The sequence below is a fragment of the Hornefia porci genome, assembly GCF_001940235.1.
GTDB lineage: Bacteria > Bacillota > Clostridia > Peptostreptococcales > Anaerovoracaceae > Aminicella > Aminicella porci.
The window spans coordinates 1,731,384-1,746,293 of sequence record NZ_MJIE01000001.1; the positions used below are offsets into that span (position 1 = coordinate 1,731,384).

Genomic DNA, 14,910 nt, shown 5'->3' on the forward strand with positions numbered 1-14,910 from the left:
CTCCTATTTCACAAATCGGTCAACGACGCTTTCCACCAGCTCGTCGTCTGCCAGGAACGGCAGTGTGATATGACCTTTCCCGTCGTAATTTCTGTTGTATGCAGCCGCGGTGGAGAGAGCGTTCTCGTTTCTGGCCCAGCTTCTCCGTGCCACGCCTCCCATCACGTCCCACATGATGGCGGAGCGAATGATCTCATCCACACGCTCAGAGCCGTCCAGCAGCAGACCGAAGCCGCCGTTGACCGCTTTTCCGATGCCGACGCCGCCGCCGTTATGCAGCGCGCAGAGGGACATTCCTCTGGCCGCGTTGCCGGCATAGCACTGCACCGCCATATCCGCCATGACATTGGAGCCGTCCTTGATGTTGGAGGTCTCACGGAACGGGGAATCCGTACCGGATACGTCGTGATGATCCCGGCCCATCATGATCGGACCGCATTTTCCCTCCCGAACCAGCTTGTTAAATGCCAGCGCGATGTCCCGTCGGCCTTCCGCGTCCTGATAAAGTATGCGGGCCTGGGTTCCGACCACCAGCTTATTTTTCCCGGCATCGCGGATCCATACCCAGTTGTCTCTGTCCTGCGCTCTGCGGTTCGGGTCGATGGTGTCCATCGCCGCTTTGTCCGTCGCCGCCAGGTCCTCCGGTTTTCCGGAGAGGCAGACCCAGCGGAATGGGCCGTATCCGTAGTCAAACAGCACCGGACCCATGATGTCCTCTACATAAGAGGGCCAGATGAACCCGTCTTTGTCGTCCACGCCGTTCTTCGACATTTCCTTAATGCCGGAATCATACATCGCCTTCATAAAGGAATTGCCGTAGTCGAAGAAGTAGCTTCCTCTCTCCGTCAGAGTGCGAATCGCCTCGAAATGCCTGCGCAGAGTTTTGTCCACCTGCCGGCGGAATTCCTCTCTGTCGCTGTGCAGAAGCTCTGTGCGCTCCTCGAAGCTCATACCCGCCGGGCAGTAGCCTCCGTTATACACGTTATGGCAGGAGGTCTGATCGGACAGAAGATCGATCTTGAAATTCTTCTCGACCGCGGCCTCCAGCAGATCCACGATATTTCCATGGTAAGCGATGGAGATTCCCTCCTTCGCCGCTTTCTTCTCATTGGCCAGCCGGAAAATTTCGTCCAGATCGTCCATGACCACGTCCACCCATCCCTGGTCGTGCCGTGTCTCAATGCGGGAGTAATCCACCTCGGCGAAGATTCCCACAGCATTGGCGATGTTCGCGGCCTTCGGCTGCGCGCCGCTCATTCCGCCCAGGCCTGAGGATACAAAGGTATGTCCGGCCAGGTCGTCCTGCTCCGCAACGCCCAGGTACTTTCTGCCTGCGTTGAGAATCGTGTTGAAGGTTCCGTGAACAATACCCTGCGGTCCGATGTACATCCAGCCGCCGGCAGTCATCTGTCCGTAGTTGGCCACGCCCATTTCCTCCGCGATTTCCCAGTCCTCCAGGTTGTCGTATTCTCCGATCATCAGAGCGTTGGTGATGATGACGCGGGGCGCGTCCGGTTTGGAGGGGAACAGTCCCAGCGGATTTCCGGACTCTACGACCAGCGTCTGATCCTCCGTCAGCTCCTCCAGATATTTCTTGATCAGCCGGTACTGAAGCCAGTTCTGGCAGACGGATCCGGTTTCGCCGTAGGTGACCAGCTCATAGGGGTACAGCGCCACCTCGAAATCCAGGTTGTTGTCGATCATGACCTGAAAGGCCTTTCCGGCCAGGCACTTTCCTTTGTACTCATCGATGGGCTTTCCGTAGATTCTTCCTTCCGGACGATAGCGGTACGCGTACACACGACCATATGTGGTCAGTTCTTCCATAAATTCCGGCGCCAGTTTCTCGTGCAGTTCTTCCGGCACATAGCGCAGGGCGTTCTTCAGTGCGATTTTCGCCTGCGCCCTGGTGAGCCGGAATCCCCGGTCCGGCGCTCTCCGGATTCCCTCCTGAAATTCCGGGTAATCGGGATATTCATTTCCCAGCTGAATTTTCATTGCGCCTTTTATCTCGTTGTTATTAAGCATCTGCGTTTCCTCCTATTTCAGTGTAACCTCTTTTTCCACAACCTCCAGCAGGCTGTTGTCTTTAATCATTTCATCGAATTTCACCAGCTCGTCGTGCATGATCACATCCTGATCGATGGGATCTGACTTTGTTCTGATATATTCATAAGCGGCCTTTGTCGCCGGCGCCAGGTTGGAAATCTTACTCTCTCCGATCTTCTCTCTCAGCCAGATCGCCTGAGCCGCCGTGGCAATCTCGATTCCCAGCACCTTCTCCGCGTTGTCCAGGACCATTGCCGCCGTTCTCGCGGAGGTCGTTCCCATGGATACGTGATCCTCCTGATTTCCGGAGGACGGGATGGAATCCACGCAGGCCGGATGGTCATAGATTTTGTTCTCCGAAACCATGGACGCGGCCGCATACTGGGCGATCATGAAGCCGGAGCAGACGCCCGCATGCAGGGTCAGGAATCCGGGAAGTCCCTCTGAAAGCGACGGGTTGATCATCCGCTCCGCCCGGCGTTCGGAAACGTCCGCCAGCTCGGAAACAGCGATTTTCAGAAAGTCGAAGGCCAGTGCCATCGGCTGTCCGTGGAAGTTTCCGCCGGAGATTACATCATCGTCATCCGGGAACACGATGGGATTGTCAGTCACCGCATTGATTTCTCTGGACACCGCATCGTACACATATTCGATGGCGTCTCTGCTGGCGCCGTGGATCTGCGGAACGCAACGGAGCGTATACGGATCCTGCACCTTGGTGTTCTGCACCCTCATGGCGTTCTTGCTTCCCTTCAGCAGGGTCCGCAGATTCTCTGCCGACTCGATCTGTCCTTTGTGCCCGCGAAGCTCGTGAACCTTGGGATCATACGCCTTGGTGATACCGTGAAGTGCTTCTGCGGTCATCGCGGCCGCCAGGTCGGCCACCTTCATCAGGTGCATCGCATCCCACAAAACATTCACGCCGACGGCGGTCATCATCTGTGTTCCGTTGTTCAGTGCGAGGCCCTCCTTGGCCGCCAGCTCCACCGGCCGGATGCCCTCCTTCTCCATGGCCTCTGCCGCCGGCATGATCTGACCTTTATACTCGACGTTCCCGAGTCCGATGAGTCCCAGTGCGATGAAGGAAAGCGGCGCCAGATCGCCGGAGGCTCCCAGGCTTCCCTTGCAGGGGATCTGCGGATGGATGCCTGCGTTCAGCATGTCCACCATCGTCTGAATCGTGGAGAACCGGATTCCGGAGTTGCCCCGGGACAAAGCGTTGCAGCGGAGCAGCATCGCCGCTCTCACGTATTTCTGTTCGTAGGGTTCGCCCATGCCGCAGGTATGACTGATGATCAGGTTATGCTGCAGCGCGGTCGTCTCATCGCGATCGATGAAAACGTTTGCGAATTTGCCGAATCCTGTCGTCAGGCCGTAAATGATCGCGCCCTCGTCCAGTTTTTTGTCGATGTAGGCCCTCGCCTTGTTCACTCTCTTCTCCGCGTCCGGAGAGATGCTGACTTCCTCCATTCCGCGGCAGACGCGGATTACTTCTTCTACTGTAAGGTCTTTCCCGTTGATTACTACTGCCATAATAAAATCTCCTCATTGAATGCTGATTCTGCTCTTTTGAATAATTAACTGCAAAATCGTATAAATATAACTTTACACCCTTCTCTTTCCGATACAGATTATTATACCTTTTTTGCCTTCCCTCTGCTATACTTTTTTGAGAATAATTTGTGTTTTTTACGAGGATTCAGCCTTTTCTCCCAATTTTTTCCTCTGTTTCCCGCAAATACTTTACCACTGTGTCCTGTTAAAGTATTAGAGCTTTATCGTGGATAATTATTAAATCGTTAATATTCTGTCATCTCTATTGACGGCTGAAGCATTCGCATTACTGGATTTTTCAGACTTCTGCGGCACGCGGCCGCGCCGCAGCCCGTCCGGAAAGCCTTTGTCCCCGGAACAGGAGCTCCTGTTTTCATAAATATGCAGTACGCCCCGGTGGAAATTCCTCTGCGCCTGCGTTATAATAGACGGTAGAAGGCCTGCTGAGAAAAGCCGGACAGGAGGAGGAAAATATGCTTAGATACGTAGAAGATATGGAAGCGGAGCTCGCTCTCGCCACAGCAGAGAAAATGGTAGCGGCGATCAAAACCGCACCGAAGGCAAGCGGTCAGGACAAGGTGGTGGCTGCAATCGCCTCCGGCAGCGACAAGGACCGTATCGTCCGGAAAATGCGCAAGCTCGGGGAGGAGTATGAGGAGGAATTCATCACCCGGGACGCGGGATGTCTGGAGAAATGCAAATGCGTTGTGCTCGTCGGTGTCCGCGACGTTCCGCACGGGCTGGATCACTGCGGGATGTGCGGTTTTGAAAACTGCGCAGAGCTGCGGAAAGCGGGCGGAAACTGCGCGCTGACCACAACAGATCTGGGCATCGCAATCGGCTCGGCGGTTTCCATCGCCGCTGACAGCCGTGTGGACAACCGTGTCATGTATTCCGTCGGGAAGGCAGTGAGCCAGATGGACATCTTTCCGTCCGACGTGCGCGTATGCTACGGCATACCGCTCTCCATTTCCGCCAAGAGCATTTTCTTTGACCGGGGTCCCGGCGCGGTGCTCATTTCGGGGAAAGACGAGTAGGCGCGACCACGGCCGCACGGCATCAGCCCGCGAAGAGCAGCGGCACGCAGCCGTTTCCGGCGCAATACCGCGCGACGACCACGGCGACTGCGGCGGCAAAATAACGATGCATAAAAAATAACAGGGACCTCGGAATTCTCCGGGGTTCCCTGATATGCGACTTTATATGTGTGATTTGCTTAGTCTGCGACGTATGGCAGCAAAGCGACGATTCTTGCGCGCTTGATTGCGGTGGTCAGCTCTCTCTGATGCTTGGCGCAAGTTCCGGTGATCCGCTTCGGAAGGATCTTACCTCTTTCGGTAACGTACTTCTTCAGCTTCTCTACATCTTTGTAATCGATTGCTTCTGATTTATCCGCACAAAACTGGCATACCTTTCTTCTTCTCGGTCCGCCATGTCTTCTGTTATCCATTATCTGTGATCTCCTTTCATTAGAATGGAACGTCGTCTTCGATTGCCTCGAAGGCGGGGGGAACCGCTGCTTCCGGTTCCTGCTGTCTCTGCGGCGCCGGAGCGGACTGAGGTCTTGCGTAATTCTGAGAACCGCCGTCCTGACGGTCTCCTCCCCAATCGATGAATTCAACCCGATTGGCAACGACATCCGTCGTGTAGACCGTCTCTCCGTTCTTGTTCTGGTAGCTTCCGGTCTGGATTCTGCCCTCGATCGCAACCTTACGGCCCTTGGTCAGATACTTCTCACAGGTTTCCGCCTGTCTTCCGAACACCGTGATCCGGGGGAAGTCCGCCTTCCTCTCCTCACCGGCCCTCGTCGGACGATCGATCGCGATGGTGAAGGTAGCGACAGCCATCTGTGACGCTGTGTACCGCACCTCCGGGTCTCTGGTCAGTCTTCCGATCAGTTGAACACTATTCATTCCTGCACCTCGATTCTACTCTTTGGCATCCTTTATCTGGCATCCTTGTTGATGACCAGATGTCTCATTACATCGTCGGAAATTCTCAGCCTTCTGTTCAGCTCCTTCGGCAGCTCCGGAGCGGCCTGGAACTCGAGAACGACGTAGTAGCCTTCCTCCTTCTTCTCGATCGGATAAGCCAGCTTTCTCATTCCCCAGACATCTGTTTTGGAAACCTCGCCGCCTCCGTTGGTAATGATCCCAGTGACCTTCTCAACGACAGCGTTCTTCTTCTCCTCTTCCAGAGTCGGATTGATAATGAACATCAATTCATAGTTTGTCATTTTATTTCACCTCCCTGTGGACTTGATGGCACTGCGTCCCGCGCAGTGCAGAGATTGCATGCATCCGCAGCTCCCTGCGAATACGCCCTATTATTATACACATTTGCACGGCAAAAATCAAGATAAATATTTCCTGCGAGCGGAGCGCAGAGGGAACTCCTGAAACCCTTTCCCTGAACAGATGAACTGCATAAGACAATACTGCACGAGTTGTCACTAATCTAAAAAACTGTAGAATTCTACATTTTTTTAGATTACCTCTTGAAATCAATGCATATACCCGATATAATTTATTTGAAAAAAATGTAGAATTCTACAAAAAAGGAGATTATGTGATTAAAAGGGATAATTATCTCCGGCGGCTCATATCAAATAGAGATAACGGTTTTCCCAAGGTGATTACCGGCATAAGGAGATGCGGCAAGTCATATTTACTTAAGGAAATATACAGGCAGTATTTGATTGATCAGGGAGTAAACAGCGATGCTATTCTGATCCTGGAACTTGATGATTTCCGAAATGCGAGATACAGAGATCCGATAGAATTGGGCAATTATGTCCGGGAATACTGCAAGTCCAAAGAGCAGTGTTATGTCATTCTGGACGAGATACAGATGGTTTTTACAATTAAAAATCCGGTTCTTACAGATGGAAAGCATATTCCTGCCGGCAAAACAGATACTGAAGTGGTCTCCTTTGTTGATGTTATACTGGGGCTTTCGCGCGAGAAGAATATAGATCTTTATGTGACCGGGTCAAATTCCAGGATGCTTTCTTCAGACATAATTACGGAATTCAGAGATAAAGCCGTAAACATAGCTCTGGCACCTTTGTCATTTGAAGAGTTCTATGAGTACAGAGGAGGCAGTTCTTCAGATGCGATATACGAGTATATGCAGTATGGAGGCATGCCGCTGGCGGTACTTAAGGACAAAGCAGAGAAGGAGACTTATCTTAAGGGGCTTTTTAAAATGACATATTTCAGGGATATTCTGGAACGCAATAAGCTGAGGAAGGGCAGCTCGCTTGACGAATTATGCAATATAATCAGTGAATCTACAGGTTCACTGATGAATTCCACTAAAATATCCAACACTTTTAAGAGCGTTAAGCACGAAAATATCGATAAACAAACAGTAGATAAATATATCAGTCTCTTTAAGGATGCCTTCATTATAAGAGAGGCGTCCCGATTTGATCTTAAAGGACGTACTGAGATCGGAGCGCTCAGAAAGTATTATTTCTGTGATACCGGGCTGAGAAATGCCCGATTGAATTTCGCTTATCCTGATGAAGGGCAAATGCTGGAAAATATGGTATTCAACGAATTGCTTTATCAGGGATATACAGTTAATGTCGGAGTTTTCAACACAGTTGAAAAGAACAAAAACGGCAATTCGGTCAGAAAGGATCATGAAGTCGATTTCTATGCGGTAAAGGGTAACAGAGCATATTATATCCAGGTTACAGCAGACATTTCGAATAAGGTGACGAAGGACAGGGAGATTCGTCCTTTCATATTATTAAATGATCAGATTCAAAAGGTGATCGTTGTCAACAAACCTATAACTGAGACCCGGGACGAAAAAGGATTCACAGTAATCGGCGCTGCAGATTTTTTACTCAGATTTATACGGAACTGATAGAAAACCCGATACAGCTCCTACATAAAAGGAACTGCGTCAATGATTTATAAAACAGCGTTTCCGGGCGGCATAGGCGATACCCGGCCGCAGGGACGCGCAGGGACGCACAATCCGTCCGAACCGTCTGGGCGGCAGACTGAAGACCGGCGGCTTTACTCTCGCCGCCGGGTCGGTCAGCTGCCGACAAAATTATTATTGAAGATTTTTTACAAACTTGTCCAGATCCCGGCTGAGCAGATACCTGCTGTCTTCCATCCCGCTGTATGAGGCGATTTCGATGTATCGTCCGCGGCGCAGGTACAGATGCTGAGCGGTGTCTGCACTGCCGTAGTACCCGGCATAATCCGTACCACGCACATCCCGCTGTATTTTGTTCATGTCCGCGTCGGAGGGCAGGTCGCCGCTCCTGATAGCTGAACGGATATCCTCGCTGATTACACCCTCCAGGAAAATCCTTGCTATGCGTTCGCTCCGGGCTTCATAATACCGCGCCTGATAATCCATCTGATTATAAGCAATATCCGGATAAGACCTCGGCGGCTTACCGTCACCCACCGTGTAACTGACGGTAATCTTCTTCCGAAACAATACGTTGCTGTCCACAGACGCCTCGAACGAGTTGGGATCTTCCCATATGTTTGTCCGGATGCATTGCTGTATGACACGATTCGCCGACGGATCTATCGCCCCGAACTGAACAGGATGTTCAGCATGAAAATTCTGAAGTTCATCTCTGGAAAGTTCACCCCGTCCGGACAGGCTTCCCGCCAGTACCACCGCCAGACTGACCAGAATCAGAACCGTAGCAATTCTTCCAATTCGGGCTTTGCGCTTCCAGGGAAGGTCGTGCCGCACTGTGCCGTGCTTAATGCGACGGATGATATCTGCACTGGTTATGAAATAGTCTATCCAGAGCCCGGCAGAGCAGATCAGAAAGACAGGCATTGCTGCCAGAACACAGATTCCAACCTCATCTACCGCCATCATCCAGGTACCCGGTTTAAACAGCAGCAGCGCTGACAGATTTCCATGTACCATCCAGATGCCGGTAACAAGAAAGATGATAAGCCACAGCAGCTCGCCTCCGATAAAATCCGCCATATAGCTCCGATAGCTGATTCCGTCCGTGAACAGTTCCTCTGCCGAGCGGTCGTCAGTATAATAGATGTCCCAGCTCCCGCCTGCGTCCACCTGTTTCCAGCCGCCTGCCAGGAAAAGCTCCCGCTTCTGCGGATCCGGAGTTCCCTTTTTCGGCAGGAGCCTGTACCGCCGCCCCGGCTCGGGTTCTCCCCGTTCAAAGACAGTAACACATAATCCGTATTTTTTCAGGTGCCATCCCTCAGCCGCCATATCCGTGTAATAGCTTTCCCGTCGTTCGAAATCGCGATACATCAGCGTTTCAAAAACATATTTTCTGTCCTTTCTCATAGTTTTCCCCTTTCCGCGCCGGCAGTCTCCGCGTCTGCCAGGCAGCGCCGCAGCCGGCGCAGCTCCGACCGATACATCTGCCGTCCCCGCTCTGTTATCGCGTAGGTGATCTTTCTTCCTTCTGACCCTGTCCTTTCAATCAGAGCTTCCCTCTGAAACTGGGACAGAATCGTATATAAAGTGCCGGGTCCCATAGAGACCTCACCCTTCGTCAGCTCCCTGACATAACGGGCGATCTCCGTCCCGCACATTTCCTGCCCGTAAAACGCCATCAATACATAGAACATGGTCTCCGTCAGAGTTTCCAGAGGTTTTTTTGACACGCTTTCCGCCTCCGTTTCGTCCTGAAAATACTAAAATATCGAGAATCGATATTAACTCTGCCTTCAGCATAACATCGAGACTCGATATTGTCAATACGGAAATTAAATTCAACGCACGGACATACGGAAAATTAAATCCATCACGCGGCTTCTTAAAAATCATCTATGCGGCTACGCGAAGACCTTCGCTCTCCTGTCTGCCGCATACCGGAGTCAGGATCCGGCCTGCGGCAGGCTACTTCCAGAGCCTGCCGGGGTACAGTCCTTTGTCCTTCATGGACTGAAGCGCCGCCATGACGGACTCCTTGTCCTCTTTATACGTCACGCCGTACCATTTGTCCTCGGAGCGGAGCACCTTCACGGAGGCTTTCCCGCGGCGAATCAGCTCCTCGACGACTGACGGCAGAAAATATTCCGCCTTCAGCGGATTTTCCGCCAGCGCGCGATCCAGGAATCCGGGGAATCCGGCCTGCATCTCATCCAGCATGGACCTGGTGAATCCCCAGAAATTCATGGAAACCGTGGCGTGGGGATCCAGCCCGGACCAGGTGACCCCGTCGTCCTCAGTGAATACCACGTCCGAACCCCGCCACTGAATGCGCGTGTGCTCCACGACGCTCTGCAGATATCCGGAGTCGCTGACCCGGCAGACACCCCGGGAGACATAACCGTTTTCCGTCAGCGTTTTGTCCAGCCGGTAGCCGACCATGGCAAAATCGTATTTTTCTTTGTCCCCGCCGTTCTCAAGATAATCGTAGAGAGAGGCAAACGCCCCCGGCCCGTAGTAGTCGTCCGCGTTAATCACCGCGAAGGGCCCGTCGATACGATCCCGCGCGCTGAGCACCGCATGGCACGTCCCCCACGGCTTCACTCTGCCCTCCGGCACCCGGTACCCCGGCGGCAGGTCCTCCAGCCGCTGATACGCGTATTCTATCTTCATATACTTCCCGGCGCGGCTGTCCAGCAGTTCGCGGAACGCCTCTTCATGCTCCTCCTTTATAACAAAAATCACCCGGTCGAAGCCGGCCATCATTCCGTCGTACAAAGAAAAATCCAGCAGAATTTCTCCCTGCTCTGTTACCGGGTCAATCTGCTTGAGACCGCCGTACCGGCTTCCCATCCCGGCGGCCATGACCACTAATACTGGTTTATCCATAATTTTCCTCCTCATGTCATACCTGTTATTTTACCATGAATCGTCTTCGATGAGAACCTCTGACCTCCCGTGTCTTGCGTCCGCGTCCTTTCTCCGTCCGACGCGCCCTCTTCAGCAGAGCTGCAGGTCACGGCGTTTCCGGTCCCCGATATATCCAAATCGAGTGAAATAATGCTCATTGCGGTCACAAACAGCACTATTCCTTATGTAGAATATTTCATGTTAAACGGAACGCGCCGGAGAGCTGAACGGTTTTACACGCATTTACCTCCGGCGGAACCATCAATTTTACTTTGCGATGCTATTATCAGACTGAGGTTTTATCAACCGGACAGCGTCAGGTGAAGTATTAAAATCCGGAGCCCTGAAGAAAGGGCTTCATCAACCATGAAGGGAGAAAGAAAGTTATGATGAAAAGAAAAGTGAGTATGCTGCTTCTGGCTCTTGCCATCGCCCTGTCGTTTTCATTCGCGGGGGCCGAGTCTCTGTTCGCCGCGAGTGCTGACAGCTTCGGGGCCGGCGTGACGAAAGCGGCTCCTTCCGATATCACAAAGGCCGGTACCCCCGGCGCCGGGACGCTGAAGGACAGAGCAGTCCGGGCAGGCTCCGCGAAAATCGCCGCTGGCGCAAAAAATGTCGGCGGCGGATCCACCTCGTTCCTGCCGGAAAACACTGCGGTCGGCATTAACTACGGAAGCGGCTACAATTATTGCGATACCTGGTTCCAGATTAAGCCCTCCCACAGCGGATACATCACCGTCTCACAGTATTCCTCCGGAAATATCCAGCTGTGCAGCTCCAGGAAGGGCGGTCTGTCCGACTCCGTCTATGTTTCCGCTCAGTCGGCGACTTCATATATGAAGTATGTGACCTTCGGCGTCAAGGCGAAGACCACCTATTATCTGAAGGTGAGCAGCGGCGGCACATACATGAACGGAATCTACGCCAATTCCGTCCAGTACAAGAGCACCTCCTTCGACGGCAAATACGGAAAATCCAAGAAGAAGGCCGCCAAACTGAAGAAGAACAAGAAACGCAAGGGATATATTCTGTCCAATGGCGGTTCCAAATATTACAAGTTCTCCAAGAAGAGCAAGAAGGTCAAAATCTACATCGACGGAACTACCGACGAGACCCTGAAGGTCGTCGTCACCGCAAAGGCAAAGGGCTTCTTCAAATACAAGAGAACCATCTATATGAATCGTTCCACCAACGGCTACAACGGCAATGTCCTTACCCTCAGCACGAAGGGCAAGAAGAGAACGATCAGCGTTAACGTCAAGGTCAGCAGACTGGGGAATTCCTCCGGCGCATACCAGCTCCGGTATAAGTAGTGTCTGCTCACTAAGTCCCCGTCGGACTTAACGAGTGCTGACTGCAGCCTGTCAGCAGTTCTTCGGCGCGCAATCCAACAACTATTATGTGCGCCGGCAGACACTGCCTGATGCCTGTACTCAGGGATTCGGCCGTTTCCGAATCCCGCTTATCATATTGCAAACGGCTATTGAACATCTCCACAAACGAAAACCGGGATCTCGTCTGAAAATGACGCGGTCCCGGTTTTCTGCCGTTTCGGCGGGCGGAGGAGCTCCCGGATCATCTCCGGATGCTCCGGAGCCGCTCGCAATATCCTTTGTATGCTGCTCTACAGCGGTTCGAAGTCCTCTGCGCCGTGCTTGCAGATCGGGCAGATGAAATCCTCCGGAAGGGTGTCGCCCTCATAGACATATCCGCAGATCTTGCATACGAAGCCCTTCTTCTTGGTTGCCTCCGGCTTCGGCTTGATGTGGTCGAAGTAGTACTGGTACGTAACCGACGGAACATCCGACAGCACGTGCTCCTCCGTCACCTCTCCCACAAAGATGGTATGCGTCCCGACGTCCAGCGTCTTGCTGACCTTCACGGAGATTACCGCGTTGCTGACTCCGCCGACATAGGCGATTCCGTTGTCCGTCCGCAGCACGTCCCCCTCGAACTTGTTCACATCCCGGCCGCTCTGCATCCCGAAGTGCTGGAACACCTCGAACGGCGTGTCCTGAGACAGAATCGACAGGTTGAACTCGCCTGTCTTCATGATCATATCGTGCGTGAAGTTCGCCTTGTTCACTGTCACAGATACCTGCAACGGATTGGACGTCACCTGCAGCGCCGTATTGATAATACAGGCGTTGTCCTTCTCACCGTCCTTTGCGCTCAGCACGAATAACCCGTAAGTCAACTTGAAAATCGCACTCATACATCAACCTCCTATTTTTCCTTCATCAATAGATATATTTTCACCGCAGCAGACAGGTTCTGGAAAAAGACCTTCTCAGAGGTTTCCGGATCCAGCTTCTCCTGCAGCTTTCCGACACGATAGCGGATTGTATTTTTGTGACAAAACATGCGCTCCGCGGCAGCCTGCATATCGCCGCCCGCAAGGACGTAGGCGACAGCCGTGGACAGCAGCTCCTCGCTTTTGTCATCGCCGTTTACAAAGAGAGGCTTCAGATATTCTGCCGAATATTCGCCGGTCATGGGTGACTCCGGCCACGGAATAAACAGCCGGTCCGCCCGCAGCTCATCGAAGCGCCGGACGTCCTGTCCCTCAATTTCCGCGAAAATCTCCGCCCAGTAGGCCTCCATGATACAGGTGTCGAAATCCGGAAGCAGACGGCGGATCTCACTGACTCCCAGAATCACTTTGTTCCGCTCAAGCCCCAGAAGGGCGAAAATCCGATCCCTCTTCTCCTCGAAATCCCGTTCCCGAGGGAAATCTCCGGAAACCATGATCATATATCCGCGTCGGAAGCGGCACACGAAGGCGCACTGCTGCAGCTGTCCGGTCAGGTGAAGATCCTTCAGGGTTTCCTCGACCTCCTCTCTGCTGCGTTCCCGGCACCGGGCGTAGTAAGCGCGGAAATAGATACGGAACGTGGGATTCACCAGCTCCGCCGCTTCCTCCCTCTCCCCGCTGCTGAAATAGCGGTCCATCATGCTTTCCAGCAGCGGCTCCACGATCTCCTGCTTCCCCGTCTTCTGCTCCAGCGCCTTGACATCGGACACAATGTCCTCGAACCAGGCGTCGCTGCCGAACACGAAAACAGGAAACCCGACCCGGTCTGCGTAATCCAACGCCTCCTGCGGAAGTTCCCGATAGATTACCGGCTTGTAGGCGACGGCGTGGACGTGATACTGCCAGAGACTGCGGATTCCGTCAAGAATGAGCTCCGGTCTGTCCTTTGCGTAGAGGAAGCTGGTCAGCACAAGGCTGTTTCCCTCAAAGCTCCTGCTCCGATACGCCTGTCCTTCCTCCATGAACTCAAAATCCAGGATTTCCACCCGGTTCACGGGAAGATCCAGTCCCTTCCCGCCGGCGACCAGCTGAAAATCCCTCGTTGTTTCCAGTTTCAGAAGATCTCTCACCGTTACAGCCATGATCAACCTCTCATCTGCGTTTCTTTCGTCTGTGTTTCTTTTGTTCCCGGCTCTGCCAGCAGCCCGGGCCACCGCGGATAAACCAGACGGTCCATGATAACCGTCGCAAGCATCAGACAGCACAGTCCCATGCTCCAGCCTCCCAGAACATCTGTGACGTAATGAACGCCCACAAATATCCTGCTGAAGCCGATGAGCAGAATGAGCAGGGTCAGCAGCGCTGTCGTTATATTGGCCGCACGCCTGCTCCGGCAGCTTCTGCGCACCAGGAAGATGATCATCCCGTAGCAGACGATTCCGTTCATGGAATGACCGCTGGGGAAGGAAAATCCGCCCTGCGTGATCAGCCGCAGCGCCTCGTCCGGACGCTCTCTGGCGAAACCGGCTTTCAGACATTTATAGAAAACCAGCACCACGGTTCCGGTTACCGCCGCCGGAACGCCGATTTTCAGACGGCTCCGGGGAATCAGCACCAGTATCGCAATGACGGTCACAATAGTCGCCGCGTTTCCCATATATGTAACAGGAATCAGCACCGCCTCAGTGAAACCGGACCGCAGACCGTAAACCGCATAATCCACGGTATGGTCGAAGGCCGCGGTATTTCCGGCGGTCACCTGCAGCGCGATCATGCTGAAACAAAGTGCTCCCAGCGCCGCAAGGAGAAGTCGTCCCCGAATGTGATAATTATCTGAATTTAACCGCTGTTCCATAGGCAATTACTTCCGCTGCTCCTTCCATAATCTGAGAAGAGGAAAAACGCACGTTGATTACAGCGTCCGCACGCAGCGCCTCCGCCTCCTCCACCATTCTCTGGGTGGCGATCTGCCTGGCCTCCTGGAGCATCTCCGTATAGCCTTTAATTTCGCCGCCAACCAGCGTTTTCAGCCCGGCTCCGATATCCTTTCCGATATGCTTGGACTGTACCGTGTTCCCCTTGACAAGTCCCAGGACGTCGAATTCCTGTCCCGGAATGTGATTCAGATTGCTTAACTTCATTTGTTCAAACCTCCGTCTCTGCTAATACCAACCTCATCTTAAGAATACTGACCTCTTCAACCTCTTCCATTATACACGCTGTTTATGCGCAAGGCAAATAAC

General features: G+C 53.0%; 15 protein-coding genes. 3 read left to right on the top strand and 12 right to left on the bottom strand.

All coding sequences use genetic code 11. The features are described 5' to 3' along the window. Positions 1 to 3: 3 nt before the first annotated feature. On the bottom strand, positions 4 to 2,028 hold the full coding sequence (locus tag BHK98_RS08170) for a urocanate hydratase (protein WP_075713242.1): 2,025 nt from the start codon (positions 2,026 to 2,028) through the stop codon (positions 4 to 6). Between the two features lie 12 nt (positions 2,029 to 2,040). Then, the gene (gene hutH, locus BHK98_RS08175) at positions 2,041 to 3,582 is read right to left on the bottom strand and encodes a histidine ammonia-lyase (RefSeq protein WP_075713244.1); all 1,542 of its coding nucleotides are present in this window, start codon (positions 3,580 to 3,582) and stop codon (positions 2,041 to 2,043) included. 494 nt (positions 3,583 to 4,076) lie between these two features. Here hutH and BHK98_RS08180 point away from each other — a divergent pair, with 494 nt between their 5' ends. Next, positions 4,077 to 4,640, top strand: coding sequence for a ferredoxin domain-containing protein (locus tag BHK98_RS08180; protein ID WP_075713246.1), 564 nt, complete (start codon positions 4,077 to 4,079; stop codon positions 4,638 to 4,640). A gap of 179 nt (positions 4,641 to 4,819) precedes the next feature. Here BHK98_RS08180 and rpsR read toward each other — a convergent pair whose 3' ends face one another. From rpsR to rpsF, 3 genes are read right to left on the bottom strand one after another with little or no spacing between them, the layout of a single operon-like run. Then, positions 4,820 to 5,053, bottom strand: coding sequence for a 30S ribosomal protein S18 (gene rpsR / locus BHK98_RS08185; RefSeq protein WP_075713248.1), 234 nt, complete (start codon positions 5,051 to 5,053; stop codon positions 4,820 to 4,822). Between the two features lie 19 nt (positions 5,054 to 5,072). Continuing rightward, on the bottom strand, positions 5,073 to 5,516 hold the full coding sequence (locus tag BHK98_RS08190) for a single-stranded DNA-binding protein (protein WP_075713250.1): 444 nt from the start codon (positions 5,514 to 5,516) through the stop codon (positions 5,073 to 5,075). Positions 5,517 to 5,548: 32 nt separating this feature from the next. Continuing rightward, complete coding sequence (gene rpsF, locus BHK98_RS08195) at positions 5,549 to 5,839, bottom strand: 30S ribosomal protein S6 (RefSeq protein ID WP_075713252.1); 291 nt, start codon at positions 5,837 to 5,839, stop codon at positions 5,549 to 5,551. A 332-nt stretch (positions 5,840 to 6,171) separates the two neighbouring features. On the opposite strand from rpsF, the gene BHK98_RS08200 reads away from it, so the two are divergent. Next, on the top strand, positions 6,172 to 7,482 hold the full coding sequence (locus BHK98_RS08200; RefSeq protein WP_075713254.1) for an ATP-binding protein: 1,311 nt from the start codon (positions 6,172 to 6,174) through the stop codon (positions 7,480 to 7,482). A 195-nt stretch (positions 7,483 to 7,677) separates the two neighbouring features. On the opposite strand, the gene BHK98_RS08205 is transcribed toward BHK98_RS08200, so the two are convergent. The 3 genes from BHK98_RS08205 to BHK98_RS08215 form a co-directional block, all read right to left on the bottom strand. Beyond that, positions 7,678 to 8,913: a DUF2812 domain-containing protein gene (locus BHK98_RS08205; RefSeq protein WP_075713255.1), complete on the bottom strand. Its 1,236-nt coding sequence runs from the start codon at positions 8,911 to 8,913 to the stop codon at positions 7,678 to 7,680. Then, positions 8,910 to 9,236 (bottom strand): PadR family transcriptional regulator, encoded by a 327-nt coding sequence (locus BHK98_RS08210; protein WP_075713257.1) that lies wholly within the window; start codon positions 9,234 to 9,236, stop codon positions 8,910 to 8,912. Before BHK98_RS08210 ends, BHK98_RS08205 begins: the two co-directional genes overlap by 4 nt. Before the next feature lie 235 nt (positions 9,237 to 9,471). After that, a complete protein-coding gene (locus BHK98_RS08215) occupies positions 9,472 to 10,392 on the bottom strand; it encodes a sugar phosphate nucleotidyltransferase (RefSeq protein WP_075713259.1) in 921 nt (306 codons plus the stop codon). Positions 10,393 to 10,799: 407 nt separating this feature from the next. On the opposite strand from BHK98_RS08215, the gene BHK98_RS08220 reads away from it, so the two are divergent. Then, positions 10,800 to 11,726 carry a hypothetical protein gene (locus tag BHK98_RS08220; RefSeq protein ID WP_075713261.1) on the top strand — a complete coding sequence of 309 codons (927 nt, stop codon included), beginning with the start codon at positions 10,800 to 10,802 and terminating at the stop codon, positions 11,724 to 11,726. A gap of 311 nt (positions 11,727 to 12,037) precedes the next feature. Here the strand turns inward: BHK98_RS08220 and BHK98_RS08225 are convergent, their stop codons facing one another. Genes BHK98_RS08225 through BHK98_RS08240 form a run of 4 tightly spaced genes read right to left on the bottom strand, consistent with a single transcriptional unit; the run spans position 12,038 to position 14,808 of the window. Then, positions 12,038 to 12,628 carry a flavin reductase gene (locus BHK98_RS08225; RefSeq protein ID WP_075713263.1) on the bottom strand — a complete coding sequence of 197 codons (591 nt, stop codon included), beginning with the start codon at positions 12,626 to 12,628 and terminating at the stop codon, positions 12,038 to 12,040. An 11-nt stretch (positions 12,629 to 12,639) separates the two neighbouring features. Beyond that, entirely contained in the window at positions 12,640 to 13,809 is a 1,170-nt protein-coding gene (locus BHK98_RS08230; RefSeq protein ID WP_075713265.1) for a PucR family transcriptional regulator, read from the bottom strand. 2 nt (positions 13,810 to 13,811) lie between these two features. Then, positions 13,812 to 14,522: a phosphatase PAP2 family protein gene (locus BHK98_RS08235; RefSeq protein ID WP_075713267.1), complete on the bottom strand. Its 711-nt coding sequence runs from the start codon at positions 14,520 to 14,522 to the stop codon at positions 13,812 to 13,814. Beyond that, positions 14,497 to 14,808, bottom strand: coding sequence for a YbjQ family protein (locus BHK98_RS08240; RefSeq protein ID WP_075713269.1), 312 nt, complete (start codon positions 14,806 to 14,808; stop codon positions 14,497 to 14,499). The genes BHK98_RS08235 and BHK98_RS08240 overlap by 26 nt, the downstream gene beginning before the upstream one ends. Positions 14,809 to 14,910 lie beyond the last annotated feature (102 nt).

Coding starts and splice junctions, on each gene's coding strand:
- rpsF (WP_075713252.1), bottom strand. CDS start 5,839: ATGACAAACTATGAATTGATGTTCATTATCAATCCGACTCTGGAAGAG.
- BHK98_RS08205 (WP_075713255.1), bottom strand. CDS start 8,913: ATGAGAAAGGACAGAAAATATGTTTTTGAAACGCTGATGTATCGCGAT.
- BHK98_RS08230 (WP_075713265.1), bottom strand. CDS start 13,809: ATGGCTGTAACGGTGAGAGATCTTCTGAAACTGGAAACAACGAGGGAT.
- BHK98_RS08240 (WP_075713269.1), bottom strand. CDS start 14,808: ATGAAGTTAAGCAATCTGAATCACATTCCGGGACAGGAATTCGACGTC.
- BHK98_RS08170 (WP_075713242.1), bottom strand. CDS start 2,028: ATGCTTAATAACAACGAGATAAAAGGCGCAATGAAAATTCAGCTGGGA.
- BHK98_RS08220 (WP_075713261.1), top strand. CDS start 10,800: ATGATGAAAAGAAAAGTGAGTATGCTGCTTCTGGCTCTTGCCATCGCC.
- BHK98_RS08180 (WP_075713246.1), top strand. CDS start 4,077: ATGCTTAGATACGTAGAAGATATGGAAGCGGAGCTCGCTCTCGCCACA.
- hutH (WP_075713244.1), bottom strand. CDS start 3,582: ATGGCAGTAGTAATCAACGGGAAAGACCTTACAGTAGAAGAAGTAATC.
- BHK98_RS08190 (WP_075713250.1), bottom strand. CDS start 5,516: ATGAATAGTGTTCAACTGATCGGAAGACTGACCAGAGACCCGGAGGTG.
- rpsR (WP_075713248.1), bottom strand. CDS start 5,053: ATGGATAACAGAAGACATGGCGGACCGAGAAGAAGAAAGGTATGCCAG.
- BHK98_RS08225 (WP_075713263.1), bottom strand. CDS start 12,628: ATGAGTGCGATTTTCAAGTTGACTTACGGGTTATTCGTGCTGAGCGCA.
- BHK98_RS08215 (WP_075713259.1), bottom strand. CDS start 10,392: ATGGATAAACCAGTATTAGTGGTCATGGCCGCCGGGATGGGAAGCCGG.
- BHK98_RS08235 (WP_075713267.1), bottom strand. CDS start 14,522: ATGGAACAGCGGTTAAATTCAGATAATTATCACATTCGGGGACGACTT.